This window comes from Streptococcus cristatus (assembly GCF_003943515.1).
GTDB lineage: Bacteria > Bacillota > Bacilli > Lactobacillales > Streptococcaceae > Streptococcus > Streptococcus cristatus_D.
Genome location: NZ_RJPT01000006.1, coordinates 38,100 through 56,133, shown reverse-complemented (window position 1 = coordinate 56,133; position 18,034 = coordinate 38,100). Strand labels below are relative to the sequence as shown.

The window sequence follows — 18,034 nt, the reverse complement described above, 5'->3', positions numbered from 1 at the left end:
TTCTTTTTGTGTTAAGCTAAGATTAGCAAATTGAAAGGGTTTTCGAATGTATCTAGCAGACTTAATGGAAAAGAGTGAAGCGGGGCAGTTTATTGTCCTGTCTTATTTACAGCAGCATTCTACATCCAGTTTGAAGGACGTTATATCTGAAACCGGCTTCTCGAAAGCAACCTTGACCAAGTATATTAGCTTGATTAACGACAAGGCCGCGGACCATCATGCGGCCTTATCCATCCAGCTTCAGGACGAAACGCTCAGTCTGTCTATCGGATCTGATACCAAGGGACGGGACATTCGCAGACTCTTTTTGGACAATGCTGTCAAATACCAGATTTTAAACTACCTGCTCTATCATCAGCAGTTTTTAGCCCATCAATTAGCCCAAGAGCTGATGATCAGTGAAGCAACACTCGGCCGTCATATATCCGGTTTAAATCAGATTTTATCAGAGTTTGACCTATCTATCCAAAATGGCCGCTTAAAAGGGCCTGAGCACCAGATCCGCTATTTTTATTTCTGCCTCTTTCGCAAGGTTTGGTCTAGTCAAGATTGGGAAAAAGAACTTCAAAAACCAGAAAGAAGGCAGGAAGTTGCCGTTTTAGAAGAACTCTGTGGAGCCCAGCTCTCTCAAGGGCAGCGATTGGACTTAGCCCTTTGGGCGCATATTACCCAACAGCGCCTAAGAGTCAATGCCTGTCAATTCCAAAATATTGAACAGAAAATGCAGGGCTATTTTGAAAATATCTTCTACCAGCGCTTGCATCGCAGGACAAATGATTTCTTTGCCGGACAGCACATCACCCTGAGTCTCGAAGATGGCGAAATGATGATTTTCTTTTCATTTCTAATTTCCCATCGGATTCTGCCCCTGCACACCATGGAGTATATACTGGGCTTTGGCGGTGAAATTGCCAGTCTGACTACGCAACTGATTCAAGAGATGAAATCTCAGGACTTGCTAGGTGACTACATTGAAGACCAGGTGACCTACGAACTCAGCCAGCTCTGCGCCCGCGTTTTTCTTTTCCGAGCCTACCTCTTGCAAGACAAATACAAGCATGACTTGGAACTTCGCCACCCATATTTATGGAGCGAATACGATTATCGACAAGTGGCAGACACTATTTTTAGCAAACTGCCTATTTTTCAGCAGGGAACATCTCTGGATAAAAAGGTGTTGTGGGAATGGCTCCAGCTGATGGAGTACATTGCTGAAAACGACGGTCAAGTCATCAAGATAGGAATGGACTTGACAGATAGCTTTATCGTTGTTTCCAGGATGACGGCCATTTTAAGACGCTATTTAGAGTACAATCGCTTTATTACGATTGAATCCTACGACCCAGCTAAAAATTATGACCTCATCATCACCAACAATCCCATTCATCAAACCCAGCAGATTCCCGTCTATTATTTAAAAAATGACTTGGATTTGGAAGATTTGGCTCAAATCCGTCACATGATATTTCATTAAGAAACCTAGAGAAATCTAGGTTTTTTTGTGATTTTTACACAATCTCCTCAAAATTTTTTAAAATTTTAAAAAAATTGACGAACAAGAAAGCGTTTTATTTTATATACTAGTTACTGTAGAGGAAACATCCTCAAGATTTTTACCAGGAGGACAGTACATGTCACAAGAAAAATACATCATGGCCATTGACCAAGGAACTACTAGTTCCCGCGCCATCATCTTTAACAAAAAAGGAGAAAAAGTTAGCTCCAGTCAAAAAGAATTTACTCAGATTTTCCCTCAAGCTGGATGGGTTGAGCATAATGCCAATGAGATTTGGAACTCAGTGCAGTCCGTTATAGCCGGTGCCTTCATCGAAAGTGGGGTAAAACCTAACCAAATCGAAGCCATCGGAATCACCAACCAGCGTGAAACAACTGTTGTCTGGGATAAGAATACTGGTCTTCCTATCTATAATGCTATCGTTTGGCAATCTCGCCAGACTGCTCCTCTGGCTGAACAGCTGAAAAGCCAAGGCTATGTGGAGAAGTTCCATGAAAAGACTGGTTTGATTATTGACGCTTACTTCTCTGCTACCAAGGTTCGCTGGATTTTGGACCATGTAGAGGGAGCGCAAGAAAGAGCTGAAAAGGGCGAATTGCTCTTTGGTACTATTGATACTTGGCTGGTTTGGAAATTGACTGACGGCGCGGCTCACGTGACTGACTACTCAAATGCAGCCCGTACCATGCTCTATAACATCAAGGAACTCAAATGGGACGATGAGATTTTGGAAATCCTCAACATTCCAAAGGCTATGCTTCCAGAAGTTCGTTCTAACTCAGAAATTTATGGTAAGACAGCTCCATTCCATTTCTACGGTGGAGAAGTTCCAATCTCTGGTATGGCTGGTGACCAGCAGGCAGCTCTCTTTGGACAGTTGGCTTTTGAGCCTGGCATGGTCAAGAATACTTACGGAACTGGTTCCTTCATCATCATGAACACTGGTGAAGAGATGCAGCTGTCTGAAAACAACCTCTTGACAACCATTGGCTATGGAATTAATGGCAAGGTTTATTATGCCTTAGAAGGTTCTATCTTCATCGCTGGAAGTGCTATTCAATGGCTACGCGACGGTCTTCGAATGGTTGAAAATTCACCAGAATCTGAAAAATATGCCCTCGATTCTCACAACAATGACGAAGTCTATGTCGTACCTGCCTTTACAGGTCTGGGCGCTCCCTACTGGGATCAAAATGCACGTGGATCTGTCTTTGGCTTGACACGCGGAACCAGCAAGGAAGACTTTATCAAGGCTACTCTGCAATCCATCGCTTACCAAGTACGAGATATCATCGATACTATGCAAGTAGACGCCAATACTGCCATTCAAGTGCTGAAAGTCGACGGCGGTGCTGCTATGAACAACTTCCTCATGCAGTTCCAGGCTGACATTTTGGGAATTGACATTGCCCGTGCTAAGAACTTAGAAACAACGGCTCTCGGTGCAGCCTTCTTGGCAGGACTGTCCGTAGGCTACTGGAAAGACTTAGACGAACTCCGCACTCTCAATGAAACAGGAGAACTCTTTGAGCCGTCTATGAACGAATCGCGCAAGGAACAACTCTACAAAGGATGGAAAAAAGCAGTTAAGGCAACTCAAGTCTTTGCAGAAATCGACGACTAATACTGATTCATATTTTGATAATCAAGTCAGTAGAAGCATGAAACGACTAAGTTAGAAAGTGTGTAAATATGGAATTTTCAAAGAAAACACGTGAATTATCGATAAAAAAAATGCAGGAACGCACCTTGGACCTCCTGATTATTGGTGGTGGGATTACCGGTGCTGGGGTAGCCTTGCAAGCGGCAGCTAGTGGACTGGAGACCGGTCTGATTGAAATGCAGGACTTTGCAGAAGGGACTTCTAGCCGTTCTACCAAATTGGTCCATGGTGGCCTTCGTTACCTTAAGCAATTCGACGTAGAGGTGGTCTCAGATACAGTTTCTGAGCGTGCTGTGGTACAGCAAATTGCCCCCCATATTCCAAAACCAGATCCTATGCTGCTTCCTGTCTATGAAGAAGACGGCGCTACCTTCAGCCTCTTCCGCCTCAAAGTAGCTATGGACCTCTACGACCTCTTGGCTGGTGTCAACAACACTCCTGCTGCCAACAAGGTCTTGAGCAAGGAGGAAGTCTTAGAACGGGAACCTGAACTCAAGAAGGAAGGCTTAGTCGGCGGTGGTGTCTATCTTGACTTCCGCAACAACGACGCTCGACTCGTAATTGAAAATATCAAACGCGCCAACCAAGACGGCGCCCTGATTGCCAACCATGTAAAGGCAGAAGGCTTCCTCTTTGATGAATCTGGAAAGATTACAAGCGTTGTTGCGCGTGACCTCTTGACGGATGAAGTCTTTGAAATCAAGGCTCGCTTGGTCATCAACACAACTGGACCTTGGAGCGACAGCGTGCGCAATCTGTCAAATGACGGTGAGAAATATTCTCAAATGCGTCCAACCAAGGGAGTTCACTTGGTAGTTGACTCTAGCAAAATCAAAGTTTCTCAGCCAGTCTACTTTGACACAGGCTTGGGAGACGGCCGGATGGTCTTTGTCCTTCCACGTGAAAATAAAACCTACTTTGGTACGACAGACACTGACTACACTGGCGACCTAGAGCATCCAAAAGTAACACAAGAAGATGTGGATTACCTCTTGGGCATTGTCAATAATCGCTTCCCAGAAGCAAAGATCTCAATTGACGACATCGAAAGTAGCTGGGCAGGTCTGCGTCCTCTGATTGCAGGAAACAGTGCTTCTGACTACAACGGCGGAAACAACGGTACTATCAGTGATGAAAGCTTCAATGCCCTGATTGCGACTGTTGAGAGCTATCTGGCTAAAGAAAAATCCCGTGAAGATGTTGAAGCGGCTGTTACTAAGCTTGAAAGCAGCACGTCTGAAAAACACTTGGATCCATCTGCTGTATCTCGTGGCTCTAGTTTGGACCGTGATAACAATGGTCTTTTGACCCTTGCTGGCGGTAAAATCACAGACTATCGTAAGATGGCGGAAGGCGCTATGGAGCGTGTCGTTGAAATCCTCAAGGCAGAATTTGACCGCAGCTTCAAGCTCATCAACTCGAAGACCTACCCTGTTTCAGGCGGAGAGCTCAATCCAGCAAATGTGGATTCCGAAATCGAGGCCTTTGCGCAACTTGGTGTTTCACGTGGATTGGACAGCAAAGAAGCATTCTATCTTGCAAAACTTTATGGTTCCAATGCTCCTAAAGTCTTTGCCCTCGCTCACAGCATCGAGCAAGCACCAGGACTTAGCCTAGCGGATACCTTGTCGCTCCACTATGCGATGCGCAATGAATTGGCACTCAGCCCAGTGGACTTCCTGCTTCGCCGGACAAACCACATGCTCTTTATGCGGGATAGCTTAGACGCTATTGTAGAGCCTGTTCTGGATGAAATGGGACGATTCTACGAGTGGACAGAAGAAGAAAAAGCAGCTTATCGAAATGACCTAGAAGCTGCCCTTGCAAATAATGATTTAGCAGAATTGAAAAAATAGAAAATAGAAGAAGAGGTGGCGGACCAGTTCTCCTGTCTAGCCTCCCCTTCTTTTAAATGGAGTAACATAAATGATGAAAGAAATATTTGGCGAATTTTTAGGAACACTGCTCTTGCTCCTTCTGGGTAATGGTGTAGTTGCAGGCGTGGTTCTTCCCAAAACTAAGAGCCACAATTCAGGTTGGATTGTGATTACCATGGGATGGGGGATTGCCGTTGCCATCGCTGCTTTTGTATCCGGCAACCTTGGACCAGCCCATCTGAATCCTGCCCTAACTATCGGAGTAGCTCTGAAAGGTGATTTGCCTTGGGCATCTGTTCTTCCGTATATCCTCGCTCAGTTTGCAGGTGCTATGGTCGGACAATTCCTCGTCTTCCTGCAGTTCAAACCTCACTATCTAGCTGAAGAAAATCCAGCCAACATCTTGGGTACATTCAGCACAGGCCCAGCTATCAAAGATACCTTCTCGAACCTGATTAGCGAAATTCTTGGAACTTTTGTCCTTGTACTGACTATCTTCGCTCTTGGACTTTATAAGCTGCAAGCAGGCATTGGCACTTTTGCAGTCGGAACATTGATTGTCGGGATTGGTCTCTCACTTGGTGGAACAACAGGCTATGCCCTCAACCCTGCTCGTGACTTAGGACCTCGCATCATGCACAGCCTCCTTCCGATTCCCAAAAAAGGAAATGGTGATTGGAACTATGCTTGGATTCCAGTTGTTGGACCAATCATTGGTGCCGTCCTTGCAGTAGCAGTCTTCTCCCTATTTTAGACTAAAATAAAGCAATACTCTTCTCTGAGATTGATACATGCTTGGAGAAGAGTATTTTTGTATAGATTTTCCAATTTTATCGAAGACCTTGCTAAATCAATCTAAAATCAGGAGAAAAGAGCCAGTCAGGACGATATTTGACAGCAGATTTATGCTATAATTGACAGTATAAATGATCTAAAGGAGTTATGATGAATCAAACTGTTCAATATTTACAAGAATTAACGGCTATCCCTTCTCCAACAGGCTTTACGGCTGAGGTGGCAGATTATCTGGTGAAGACACTCGAAGACTTGGGCTATGAGCCTGTCCGGACTAATAAAGGCGGTGTCCATGTCGTGGTTAAGGGCGAAAATGATGCCCAGCATCGGGTCGTGACAGCCCATGTGGATACACTGGGGGCAATTGTGCGTGCAATCAAGCCAGATGGTCGTCTCAAACTGGATCGGATTGGCGGTTTCCCTTGGAACATGATTGAAGGAGAAAACTGTCTAGTCCATGTGGCCAGCAGTGGCAAGACTATCAGTGGGACTATCCTAGTTCACCAGACATCCTGCCATGTCTATAAGAATGCTGGGACGGTTGAGCGAACTCAGGACAATATGGAAGTTCGTTTGGATGAAAAGGTGACAAGTGAGAAAGAAACGCGTGATTTAGGAATCGAAGTCGGTGATTTTATTTCCTTCGACCCTCGTACTACAGTTACCGAGACAGGTTTCATCAAGTCCCGCTTTCTCGACGACAAGGTCAGCGCAGCCATTTTGCTCAATCTTTTGCGCGTCTACAAAGAGGAAAACATTCAGCTGCCAGTGACGACTCATTTTGCCTTCAGTGTCTTTGAGGAAGTCGGCCACGGAGCTAATTCCAGCCTGCCGACGCAAGCGGTAGAGTATCTGGCCGTTGATATGGGTGCGATGGGTGACGACCAGCAGACAGATGAATACACAGTTTCCATCTGTGTCAAGGATGCTTCAGGACCTTATCACTATGGCTTCCGCCAGCATTTGGTAAATTTGGCCAAGGATCAGGACATTCCTTATAAACTGGACATCTATCCATTTTACGGGTCAGACGCCTCTGCAGCAATGAGCGCAGGAGCAGAAGTCAAGCATGCTCTGCTAGGCGCTGGTATCGAATCCAGTCACTCTTATGAGCGTACGCATATCGATTCAGTCGTAGCGACAGAGCGCATGGTGGATGCTTATCTAAGAAGTGGCTTGGTGAAGTAATAGTAGGGCATCTAGCCTTGAATAAAAGGCAGAAATCTGAGTATCCTATGGGAAATCAGAATGGCTGTTCTTGTTCAATTGGTTAAATTTTCGTAGATGCTTAAAAATATTTGGAAAGTTATGATGTTCAGGTATTTGAAGAAATTCTTTCTGTGTTTGCTTTTTACAATCATAAGTGCTCTGGTCTTAATCTTTACTTATCATCGAATCTGCCTGACTAAAGAGCAGAAATTGCTGGATAAACCCGCAGGTCGCCAGGTTCAAGTAGACGGCAAGAATATGAATGTCTATGTAACTGGTCAGGGAGAGCAGACGCTGGTCTTTTTGGCGGGTGGTGGCACAACGTCGCCTATTCTTGACTTTAAGACCCTCTATTCTAAATTGGAAAAAGACTATCGGGTTGTTATTGTTGAACGCTTAGGCTATGGTTTCAGTGATGACAGCCAAGGGGATAGCAGAGATATTGACACGGTACTTGCCCAGACGAGGCAGGCTTTAAAAAAGGTTGAAATCACAGGCCCATATACTTTGGTAGCACACTCTATGGCTGGGCTAGAAGCGCTTCATTGGGTTGCAACATATCCAGAAGAAGTCCAAGGCATTATAGGACTGGATATGGCCTTGCCAAGTTCTTACAACGATTTGAACCTCTATCCATGGGTTTATAAAGGCTTACAAGTGGCTGCTAATCTAGGCTTAAGTCGGATATTTTATGATGCTGACAAGCAGGTTCCCGCTATTGCGTCTGGTGATTTGACAGCAAAAGAAAAGCAGGTATATAAAGCGCTGTTTTATCGTCGTCCATTGTCAAATGCTGTTTATGAAGAGGTCACTCAGGTCAAGCAAAATGCTGAGGCAGTTTCTAGAGAAAAGCTTCCTGAACTACCGATCTTGCTCTTTTCTTCAAATGGCCAAGGGACTGGCTACAGTCAGGAAGAGTGGCAGGGTTTCCAGAAGGATTTTGCAGCGCAGCATCCACAGACAGAGCTGATTCTATTGGACTGCCCTCACTATGTGCATGATTACGCCAGTGATGAGTTGGCAGAAAAAATAAAGCAATTTTTAAAATAGCAAGTTTTATATGAGCTTGAATACTAGAAAAACGAGAAGGAAAGATTCCCTCTCGTTTTTGAATATACAGATTATTTTACAGACCAGACACTGACTGACTTTTCCTCCACTGGAAATTCTCCCCAGCCTTCTTCGTCAATGGTCACGATTTGAGAACTATTGCCCAGATAATCGCTGAATTCTCTACCTGCCCATTCTGAACCGACCAGCATACGTTTGCTGCTGGCTTGGTCATTGCTGACAAGGACAGCGATTGGCTGCTCACCGTCCTTGCCTTGACGAGTCCAGCCGATACAGTTGGCATCGTCAAAGTAGTCAGTCTGCTCACCGTAAGCTAGGTTGAGGCGAATATCCAAAAGCTTGTCCAGTACGTTTTGGAAGCTGTCCTGGGCAAATTCCCCACTAATACCATAGTAGTCGCCATAAAAGACGCAAGGCAGCCCTTCTTCTCGTAGCAGGATGAGAGCATAGGCTGCTGGCTTGAACCATTCTTCGACGGTGGACTCCAGAGCTTGACCTCGCTGGGTGTCGTGATTGTCCACGAAGGTCACAGCTGATTCAGGATGATTCTTGGCAAGCGTCTGATCAAAAATCGTCCGTAGGTCAAAGTCTGCCCCAGCTATGCTGGCGTCAAAGAAATTATGGTGGAGCTTGACGTCAACAAGATCAAAGCGGTATTCAATATTTTTTAGATAGTCGTTATTAGCTGTCTCATCGCTGTTCCAAAATTCCCCAAAAACATAGAAATCCTCACCGTATTTTGCAGTTATATCGCGGATAAAATTTCTCATAAAGAAGGAGTCAATGTGCTTGACAGCATCTAAACGAAATCCTTGAACGCCTGTTGTTTCGATAAACCAGTAAACCCAGTCGTAGAGGTTTTGAATAACCTCTGGATGCTTGAAGTCAATATCAGCATACATGAGATAGTCATAGTTGCCGTTTTCATTGTCCACAAGCTCATCATCCGCCCAGCCTTTATTGTCTCCTTGGATAAGGAAAATGCCTGACTTGTTGTTTTTGGCATCATAGTCTGTACCGGTAAAGTGGTACCAATGCCATTCAAAGTCATTGTAGGTTTTATTGCGGCCTGGGAAGACAAATTTAGTCCAGCCTTTGATTTCGAAAGGTTCTGACAAGACCTTAGTTCGGTCGTTAGGATCCACTTCAACGACAGTAAAACGCTCCTTGTAGTCCGCAGCTGCTTTGTGATTGAGGACTACATCAGCCATGGGTTCAATGCCATTGGCTTTGAGAGTTTGGATAGCTTTTAGGTAGTCTTCCTTAAAACCATATTTGGTGCGGACGGTTCCTTTTTGGTCAAACTCACCTAGGTCGAAGAGATCATAAACTCCATAGCCGACATCATTTGAGCCTGTTGCTTTGAAAGCTGGTGGCATCCAAACCTTGCGGATGCCTTTTGATGCTAGATGAGGAGCATCCTCCGCCAAGCGATTCCAATGTTGTCCATCATTTGGTAAGTACCATTCAAAATATTGCATTAATGTTTGATTTTCCATACGAGATACCTCACATTCTTGGGATGGGTCTATTTTACCAAAAGAAGAATGATGATACAAACGTTTATACAAGTTAATTTTATATTTTTTGATGATAAGCCAAAACTAGCATTGAAATTGAAACGCTTACATAGTATAATGGACAAGTAATAAAATTTATAAAAAGAAAGGGGTTCTTTATGAAAAAGAGAGGACTAGTGAGGTTACTCTTATCAGTCTCGTTATTTGCACCTTTGGTCCTAGGCCGGGTTGTTCAAGCCGATGAGGCGAGTCAGGCGAATGTCGAAAGCAAGGAAATTCTTCAAACAGAAGCTATTGCAAAGCCGTCTGAACCGGTGTCTTCAGTCCAGCAACCAGCAGTTTTAGAGGTTGAAAGCAAGGAATCGTCGGCTACTGAAAGACCAGAAAAGCAAGAAGAGGAATCGGTCACTGCTGAAAAATCAGTTGTGGACTCTGAAAAGTCTGCTTCATCATTGGAGTCGCCACCTTTAGCTTTGGCTCAAGATGCTAGCTTAGTGCCTTCTGCTGTGCCTGCTACTGCCAAAGGCCAAGACCTGTCTGCTTATACTGGAAGCCTTTCAAATCTAGCCTTGGCTGATAAGGAATTGACCCTACAAGAAGCAGTCGATGAGCTACTGAAATGGGCAGCCGTCAATGAATCTCAGCTAGGCACCAGTGCTCAAGATAGGGTGAATCTAGCCAAGAGCATGGGAATGATTGACAAAGAGGCTGATTTGACAGCCAGTGTACAGGGAAGCAATCTGCAGACTATGTATGCAGTTGCCAAGCGCCTGCATGATGCCTATCGTGCTGAAAAGAAAGCACCGCTCTTTTTGAATGGTCGGGCGCAGCCAATTTTCCCATACAGCAGTGGAGCTAAGGAAGATAAAGACTATTCATACGAGAAAAGTGATATCGTTCGTTTTCCTGTCTATGTTGAGACGGATCATGACACGGATGGGGACGGAAAGCGTGACCTCGTCAAGGCTATCGTACAACTTCCGAAAGCAGTAGCCCAAGGTGATTTTAAGGCTTCGACAATTTTAGAAGCTCGTCCTTACGTCGCAGGGACTTTGGATGAAAACTATGTAACCTTAGAAAGCCTCAATCTGCCGACAAACGGTTCTTATGATATGAAGAGTTTGCACAATAAGCCCGCTAAGCGCCAACCGGTTTCTAGCATGAGCAGTATTGATGCGGCAAAGAAGGCCAAAGCGTCAGATTGGTACTATTATAGTCCTTATGAAGGGATTTATGATTACGAGAATTTGAACTGGTATGATTATTTCCTAGTGCGCGGCTATGCCTTTGTTTCCAGTGCTGGTCTGGGAACTAAAGGCTCAGAAGGCTTCAATACAACTGGATCTGATTTGGAAGTAGAAGCCTTTAAAAATATTGTCGAATGGATCAACGGTAAACGAACAGCCTACACGGACAGAACTAGCAATATTGAAATCAAGGCTGACTGGGCCAATGGCAAAGTCGGCATGACTGGCCTATCTTGGGCCGGTACGACAACTTTCGGTGTGGCAACAACAGGTGTAGAAGGCCTGAGAACCATCGTTCCAGCCGCAGGAATTGCTAGCTGGTATGATTATTTTAATAGTCAAGGAACAGCCTACAGCAATCCGCCATACAGTGATCTGTCTTGGCTGTCACTCTACGTTTCTACTCGGATGCTCGACCAAGACGATTGGGCTTCAATCTGGAACAAGTATGCTGACTACATCAATCAGCTAAACAAGGACCAAAAAGCTCACGGTCGCAATTATAGCCAAGTTTGGCGGGAACGCGATTATACCCTAAATTCAGGAAAGATAAAGACTAGCGCCCTGCTGGTACATGGCTTAAATGATGACAATGTCAAAACCAAACAGTTTGAGCTCATGTACGATGTCTTGAAAAAAGCGGGACAAAACGTAAAACTCTACCTCCACCAAGGAGACCATGTCCATCCAGCAGCTATCTCTCGAGGTTATGGTATCAAAGCCAACAATCAAGATTTCTACGACTTGCTCAATACTTGGTTCTCTCATTATCTTTACGATGTCAAGAACGATGTTAGCAAGCTTCCTGCTGTTTTGGCACAAAACAACTACGATCCAAATAAATGGACGAGCTATGACAATTGGAAAAGCACTAATCGTTTGATTTTGACAGCTAAGTCCAAACGTCTAGAAGAAACCATTTCCAGTGACTATGCGGCTGCTGGGATTGACACTAGCAAGCGAGATGAAACTGTCAGTCAAGGATCTTCTAAGGCTAACATGACCTTTATGACAGAAGTCAAAGAAGATACGACTATCAAAGGCCATATTCCGGTTCACTTCAAGGCCGCTTTGGCTAAGGGCAGTGGCAGAAATCTGCAGGTCAATGCGCTCCTGGTAGATGTGTCAGACCAAGAGTTTGATGTTGTTGGAAATGGTGCTGCTAGTGATGACAGCAAGGCTGGTGACTTCTGGATGGGTAGCACTCTCAACAATCTGGATGTTAAAAACTTTGCGACAACCAAAACAAAATACAAGGTCATTGCTAAGGGCTGGCTAAACTTAGCCAATCCAGAATCAGGCTATATACCGTCTAGTTCAGAAAAAAGTATTAAGCCAAAAGTTGGCCAATTCCATGATTATACCATGTATTTGCAGCCGAATCTTTACACGGTGAAAAAAGGCCACAAGCTGGCTCTAGTCTTCAATACTTATGATCCTAGCGACCTGACGATTAAGCGTCAGTATGCGGTGACTTTCAAGACGGATTCTATTAGTGCGCTAGTACCGACTGTGGAAGCTAGTCGTTCTCAAAAAGCTGATTATGTAGCAAGTGCCTTTGATACGGAATATGCTAACTTACCTGAAATTCTTGGTAAAAAGCTAGTTGCACCAGAAATCAGAGAAGTTCCAGAATATATCTTTGATAGACAGGAGCCACAACAAGAAGCTCCGTCAGTCGATTCGAGGGTTGGACGTAAAGAAGATGAGAAAGGTGTGACTGACCATGTGCAGCAATTAGGCAGTCAGAAAGCGGTGCTTCAGTTGCAGCAATTAGCTAGTCAACCAGAAGCGTCTCAGGTGGAGCAGGTAGCTGTTCAACAAGCTCCAGCTTCCTTGCCAAAAACTGGAAGCCATTCAGAAAAAGGAATGTTCTATCTAGGATTGGTGCTTCTTGTCAGCACATTCAGCATGTCTGGCCTCGCTAAGAAATATTCTCATCGTTAGCCATTACAAGATAAAAGCAGCCAAACATTCCTGACTAGGTAAAGATTGGCTGCTTTTGCCTTATCGTCTTTCAGCTGGACTTGGCTTGCAAGTCAGAAGTGCCAGCAATATAGAGGTAGAAAGAATGAAACAGTATATTCAAGATATTTTTGACCAAAGTATGGCGATTGAAAGTTTTACCCATACTAGTTCTGAGCGGAAGATTGAAGCATTTCTTCAGGAGCGGATAGGGGAGATTCCTTATTTTCAGGAACATCCTGAGCTGTTTGGCTGCTATCAGATTCCAAATGATTTTTATAACCGTAGTGTCAACTGGGCTCTGGTCAAGCGAGATACGGCTGACACCGTGATTATTTTTCATCATCATGATACAGTGGATATTGAGGATTTTGGCAGTCTCAAAGACTGGGCTTTTGATAATCAGGCTCTAAAAGAAAAATTACCCTCCATTTCTTCAGATTCAGATCTTTTAGCGGATATTGCGTCGGACAAATGGCAGTTCGGTCGGGGCTCTTGCGACATGAAAGCGGCTCTGGCCTTGCAGCTGGGAGTGGTGGAAAGATACAGTCAGATACAGTCTAGTCAGGTCAATTTGCTCTATCTGTCGGTCGGAGATGAGGAGTCCTATTCCCAAGGAATGCGGGCAGCGACAGCCTTGCTTGCTGAATTGAAGGAGCGCTTCCAACTTCATTACCTTCTGGCTGTGGATTCTGAGCCTTTTGAAAGCCAGTCAGCGGAGGAAAAGGTTCTTCATATAGGAACAGTCGGCAAGTTGATGCCAGTTGTCGTGACTCAGGGCATCCTTTCGCACATGAAAGAGCCACTCAAGGGGGTCAATGCCCTGTCCTTGCTGGCCAAGGTTGCTGAAAAAATTGACCTCAATCCGGCTCTATCCGACATGGCCTACGGAGAACGCTCGCCCTTGCCATCTTGGTCTTATCTGCGCGATTTGAAGGAAAATTATGATGTGTCAACTGTGCTTCGTGCTGCAGGCTATTTCAGCGTCCTTTATCTAGAAAAGAGTCCAAGTGAGCTGCTGGCGACCATAAAGAATCTCAGTCAGGAAGCAGTGGAGGACTTTTATCAAAACTACTGTCAGTTGCAGAAGGTTTATCAAGAAAGCAAGCTTGTACCGAAACCGCGCGTGCTGACCTATCAAGAATTACTGCAAGAATGCCAAGAAAAAATCGGTTTTGAAGCCACTTTGGAGAAAATTTATGAAGAAGCCCAGCAGGCTCTGCAAGAGGGCGCTTCTTATCAGGAAATCAGTATTCAAAATATCCAGAAAGTGTTAGATTTCTACGACCGTAAGGAAGCTTTGGTTGTCTTAGCGATCGCGCCACCTTACTATCCATCCATGAATTGTCGTCGTCTGTCGGACAGTCCGATTAGGATTGATGAGGTCGTTCAACTCTATCAAGATTATCTGGACAAGGAAGCCAGCTGTCAACTCCAAGTGGACGAATTTTTCATGGGAATCTGTGACCTTAGTTACTGTGCCTTAGAGAAGCCTGCCGCTGAATACCAAGACCTGATTGCCAGTATGCCTGTACCTGAGAATCTCTATCATCTGGATTTCCCAGAAATTGCAGCCAATCATATCCCCGGTATCAATCTCGGTCCATGGGGCAAGGATTTGCATCAGCTGACTGAGCGTGTCTATGAACAGGACATGTTGGAAACCATTCCCAATTTCTTGCTCTATTTGCTGGAGAATGCTCAATCTTTCAAGGTTTAAAGGATGGTTCTTCCTTGTTTCAAAGCAAAATCCGAACTTTTTCGCTAGTTTCTAGACAAATGACTTTTGGGATAGTATAATAACCTCAAAACATAGCAAAGGAGATTCCCATGATTGAATTTAGAAATGTTACAAAAGACTATGATGGCAAGCTGGCGCTTAACCATCTGAATCTGACCTTGGAAAGCGGTGAGATTGTCGGTCTGATCGGTCACAATGGAGCGGGTAAGTCAACGACCATTAAATCCTTGGTCAGCGTCATTAATCCGACCCAGGGACAAATTTTTGTGGACGGCAAAGAGCTATCCAGTAATCGCCTAGAAATCAAGAAAAAAATCGGCTATGTAGCTGATTCTCCTGATCTTTTCTTGCGCCTGACAGCCAATGAGTTTTGGGAGCTAGTGGCGACTTCCTACGATATGACCACGGCAGAAGTAGAAGCTCGTTTGGGTGAATTGCTGGCTATCTTTGACTTTGCTAGCCATCGCTATGAAGTAATTGAGTCGTTTTCACACGGTATGCGTCAGAAGGTCTTTGTCATTGGTGCCCTTTTGTCCGATCCAGATATCTGGGTCTTGGATGAGCCTTTGACAGGCTTGGATCCTCAGGCAGCTTTTGATCTCAAGCAGATGATGCGCGAGCATGCTAACAAGGGAAATACAGTTCTGTTTTCAACCCACGTGTTAGAAGTGGCTGAGCAGCTATGCGACAAGATTGCCATTCTCAAAAAAGGAGAGCTGATATTCTACGGAACGGTTGAAGACCTAAAAGCCCAGCATCCAGACCAGTCCCTCGAAACCATCTATCTAGGTCTGGCTGGCCGCAGAGAAGAGGTGAGTTCAGATGCGCCTTAAAGCGATTAAAAAATTAGTTGATATCAATATTCTCTATGCTATCCAAGCTTCGCAGTTGCAGCAATACCGCAAGAAGCAGGAAAAAAATCCAGAGGTAAAAGTCAATGTCTCCCTGCAGGCTATTCGAATGTACTTGATTTTGGGGTTGGTCTACCTGTTCTTCTTTGGTATCATGAGTGCCTTCAATCACATGGTGGGCAATCCGGGACATTTTGCCAATATGGTCTCCATATTTGCTGTATTCTCCATGTCGCAGGGCTTCCTCGTTTTCTATAATGTCTTCTATGAAAGTAAGGACTTGCAGTCCTATCGGCCCTATGCCTTTAGTGAATCAGAAATCATTGTCGGAAAGAGCATCTCTGTTGTCCTGACTCTCTTGATTGCGATTCTGCCCATGTATAGCTATTTCATCGTGCTAGGTCTTCAAGGCGGAAATCCTTTAGTCGGTCTGCCTATGGCCTTGATTTCGATTGTCATTTTAAGCTCGGTTATAACCTTTATCATTTTGATTTTGGTGCACTTTATCACCAAGACAGCTTTCTTTAGAAAGTATAAGACTATTCTATCCAATGTGATTCTAGGGCTGGTTTCCCTTGGTTCGGTAGGACTCTATATCTTTATCAATCAAATGAACAGTCGTAGTATCGCCAGCAATACAATAGCCACACCTTATTTCCCGCCCGTTGTAGCCTTTTACGACTTTATCATCAATCCTCTTAGCTTGTCTGCAATTTTAGGGATTCTAGCTTGGCTTGCCGTGGGGGTTCTACTCTTTTTGGTGGTTAAGTTCAAGGTCATACCAGAATTTTATGAAGCAGCCTTGATGACAGGTGCAGCAAGTGGCAAACGTGAGCGAGTGCACGATATCAATATGGATGAGGCCAAGAATTTTAAGAAGTTCGTCTGGCGCTATCACATTCGGCTGCTGAGTGAAGGTTCGGTCATCTTGCAGGCTCTCTTTATGTCGGCACTGATTCCTTATATCATCATTTTTAGTATGGCCATGGGGGCAGTCAAAGCAGATCTAGATGTTAGCCCGTTCTTGATTCCGCGATTTTTACTTCCGCTTAGCTTCCTATCTATGTTTATCGCTACCCTCAATTCGGGCGGGAATAATCTGACCTCTATTGGTTTATCCTTGGAGCGGGAAAATTTTGATTATCTGAAGGTCTTACCTTTTGAGCTAAGAAAATACGTTCGTCTCAAATTTTGGTATCTCTTTGCTATTCAGTCCATTCTACCAGTGATTCTTCTTTTGGTGACTAGTCTTATCTTTCATGTTCATTTGGTGACGTTTCTCGTTATGCTGCTGGTTTGGTTTATGGCCAGTCTAGCTTGGAGCGCTTGGGGCTATCATCGGGATTATAAGCATCTGGTGACCAACTGGTCCAATGTCAACGAGCTGATGAGTCGAGATAACAGTATGGGTAAGACCCTATTGGCACTAGCCTTTACCATTGGAGTGATGATCGTGATTGGCGTTCTCTATGCGATTTCATACTTCCTGACTCTCGCAGTTCTCTATCTCCTTTCAGTTCTGCTGATTTTGATTTGTGGACTTGTTTCTTATCTGATCTATCGCTACTATATGAAAAGACTTGATAGCGAAATTGCTAGTTTCAATTCCTAATTGACAATAATAAAAAAGCTTAGTAGCATGGTGATTTGATTACCTACTTCTAAGCTTTTTAGTTGCGATTTATTTTATAGTTTTCCGATATAAACTGTATGTCAGCTGATTTTTATCCTTTTAAGAACGCCAGTTAATCAAGACATACATTAAGCTGGAGCCAAACATATCCGCCAAGGCGTGCATGAGAAAGAAAGGAAGGAGGTTCTTGACCTTGTACTTGTAAAGGAAATAGTAAAAGAGTCCATAGACCACTCCGATAACCAAGGCCCAGAGCATTCCTTGATAAGTATGGAAAGAAATCCGAATGATGGTAGAATAGGCCAGCGCCCACCACTTATACTTATCCTTGACCGAGGTCATAAGACCCAGAAAGAAGAATTCTTCATAGAAGCCATTGAGCAGTCCGTAGAGGATGGCCATTGGTGTCAGATCAGCAAATTTCCGGAAGATTTCCAGTAAATCTATATAGGACCAGAGGGTTGAATCAAAGTAATTATACTCGCCACTCAGTGTCGTCACAATGTCACCAAAGAACCCTACCACTACAAAAATAAGAGGAGTCCAAAGGAGAACTGACCAGCTCAGACGGATAGGAAGCTGCTTAAAGTCGAAGCGCCGAAGCAATAGGTATAGAATGGTCAAGACCAGCATCAGGAGCTGAAGATTGAAATTGCTTGAGAATGCTGCGCCTTCGCTAGCTGTATTGCTGACCGTTTCAGTTGCCGCTGTCGTCGCTGTTGTTGCAAAGCTAGCTAGATAAAGTTCGGTTGATGTGTAGATGAACTGACCAAACATGAGCAGAGTAATCACAAGAATGTCAAACCATTTCAGTTCTTTCAGAGGCTGTGATGGCCGGATTTTTGATAAAATAGTCATTCATTTCCCTTCCATAACTGGCTGATTTAAATGCCAGAGATCATCTTTTCTATCCTTATCTTAGCAGGGAAAGCTTAAATTTATATTA

12 protein-coding genes are annotated in these 18,034 nt (G+C 44.3%); 10 read left to right on the top strand and 2 right to left on the bottom strand.

The window, feature by feature from the left end; all coding sequences use genetic code 11:
• The first annotated feature begins 46 nt into the window (after window positions 1-46).
• The 6 genes from D8791_RS06710 to D8791_RS06685 all read left to right on the top strand — a co-directional run bounded on the left by D8791_RS06710 (window position 47) and on the right by D8791_RS06685 (window position 8,110).
• On the top strand, window positions 47-1,474 hold the full coding sequence (locus tag D8791_RS06710) for an AcpB/EbpR/MafR family transcriptional regulator (protein ID WP_125446858.1): 1,428 nt from the start codon (window positions 47-49) through the stop codon (window positions 1,472-1,474).
• 157 nt (window positions 1,475-1,631) lie between these two features.
• Window positions 1,632-3,140 (top strand): glycerol kinase GlpK, encoded by a 1,509-nt coding sequence (gene glpK / locus D8791_RS06705; protein WP_125446856.1) that lies wholly within the window; start codon window positions 1,632-1,634, stop codon window positions 3,138-3,140.
• A 68-nt stretch (window positions 3,141-3,208) separates the two neighbouring features.
• The gene (gene glpO / locus D8791_RS06700) at window positions 3,209-5,035 is read left to right on the top strand and encodes a type 1 glycerol-3-phosphate oxidase (RefSeq protein WP_125446854.1); all 1,827 of its coding nucleotides are present in this window, start codon (window positions 3,209-3,211) and stop codon (window positions 5,033-5,035) included.
• A 70-nt stretch (window positions 5,036-5,105) separates the two neighbouring features.
• Complete coding sequence (locus tag D8791_RS06695) at window positions 5,106-5,810, top strand: MIP/aquaporin family protein (RefSeq protein WP_125446852.1); 705 nt, start codon at window positions 5,106-5,108, stop codon at window positions 5,808-5,810.
• 191 nt (window positions 5,811-6,001) lie between these two features.
• Window positions 6,002-7,039 carry a M42 family metallopeptidase gene (locus D8791_RS06690; RefSeq protein WP_125446850.1) on the top strand — a complete coding sequence of 346 codons (1,038 nt, stop codon included), beginning with the start codon at window positions 6,002-6,004 and terminating at the stop codon, window positions 7,037-7,039.
• Between the two features lie 156 nt (window positions 7,040-7,195).
• Window positions 7,196-8,110, top strand: coding sequence for an alpha/beta fold hydrolase (locus D8791_RS06685; protein ID WP_260473513.1), 915 nt, complete (start codon window positions 7,196-7,198; stop codon window positions 8,108-8,110).
• A gap of 71 nt (window positions 8,111-8,181) precedes the next feature.
• On the opposite strand, the gene D8791_RS06680 is transcribed toward D8791_RS06685, so the two are convergent.
• Window positions 8,182-9,630 carry an alpha-amylase gene (locus D8791_RS06680; protein WP_125446846.1) on the bottom strand — a complete coding sequence of 483 codons (1,449 nt, stop codon included), beginning with the start codon at window positions 9,628-9,630 and terminating at the stop codon, window positions 8,182-8,184.
• Window positions 9,631-9,809: 179 nt separating this feature from the next.
• Between D8791_RS06680 and D8791_RS06675 the strand changes: the two genes are divergently transcribed.
• The 4 genes from D8791_RS06675 to D8791_RS06660 all read left to right on the top strand — a co-directional run bounded on the left by D8791_RS06675 (window position 9,810) and on the right by D8791_RS06660 (window position 17,067).
• The gene (locus D8791_RS06675) at window positions 9,810-12,845 is read left to right on the top strand and encodes a CocE/NonD family hydrolase (RefSeq protein ID WP_125446844.1); all 3,036 of its coding nucleotides are present in this window, start codon (window positions 9,810-9,812) and stop codon (window positions 12,843-12,845) included.
• A 124-nt stretch (window positions 12,846-12,969) separates the two neighbouring features.
• On the top strand, window positions 12,970-14,583 hold the full coding sequence (locus tag D8791_RS06670) for a M20/M25/M40 family metallo-hydrolase (protein ID WP_125446842.1): 1,614 nt from the start codon (window positions 12,970-12,972) through the stop codon (window positions 14,581-14,583).
• 110 nt (window positions 14,584-14,693) lie between these two features.
• A complete protein-coding gene (locus D8791_RS06665; protein ID WP_125446840.1) occupies window positions 14,694-15,437 on the top strand; it encodes an ABC transporter ATP-binding protein in 744 nt (247 codons plus the stop codon).
• On the top strand, window positions 15,427-17,067 hold the full coding sequence (locus tag D8791_RS06660) for a hypothetical protein (RefSeq protein WP_125446838.1): 1,641 nt from the start codon (window positions 15,427-15,429) through the stop codon (window positions 17,065-17,067). The genes D8791_RS06665 and D8791_RS06660 overlap by 11 nt, the downstream gene beginning before the upstream one ends.
• A gap of 120 nt (window positions 17,068-17,187) precedes the next feature.
• Here D8791_RS06660 and D8791_RS06655 read toward each other — a convergent pair whose 3' ends face one another.
• The gene (locus tag D8791_RS06655; protein ID WP_125446835.1) at window positions 17,188-17,946 is read right to left on the bottom strand and encodes a CPBP family intramembrane glutamic endopeptidase; all 759 of its coding nucleotides are present in this window, start codon (window positions 17,944-17,946) and stop codon (window positions 17,188-17,190) included.
• Window positions 17,947-18,034: the final 88 nt, after the last annotated feature.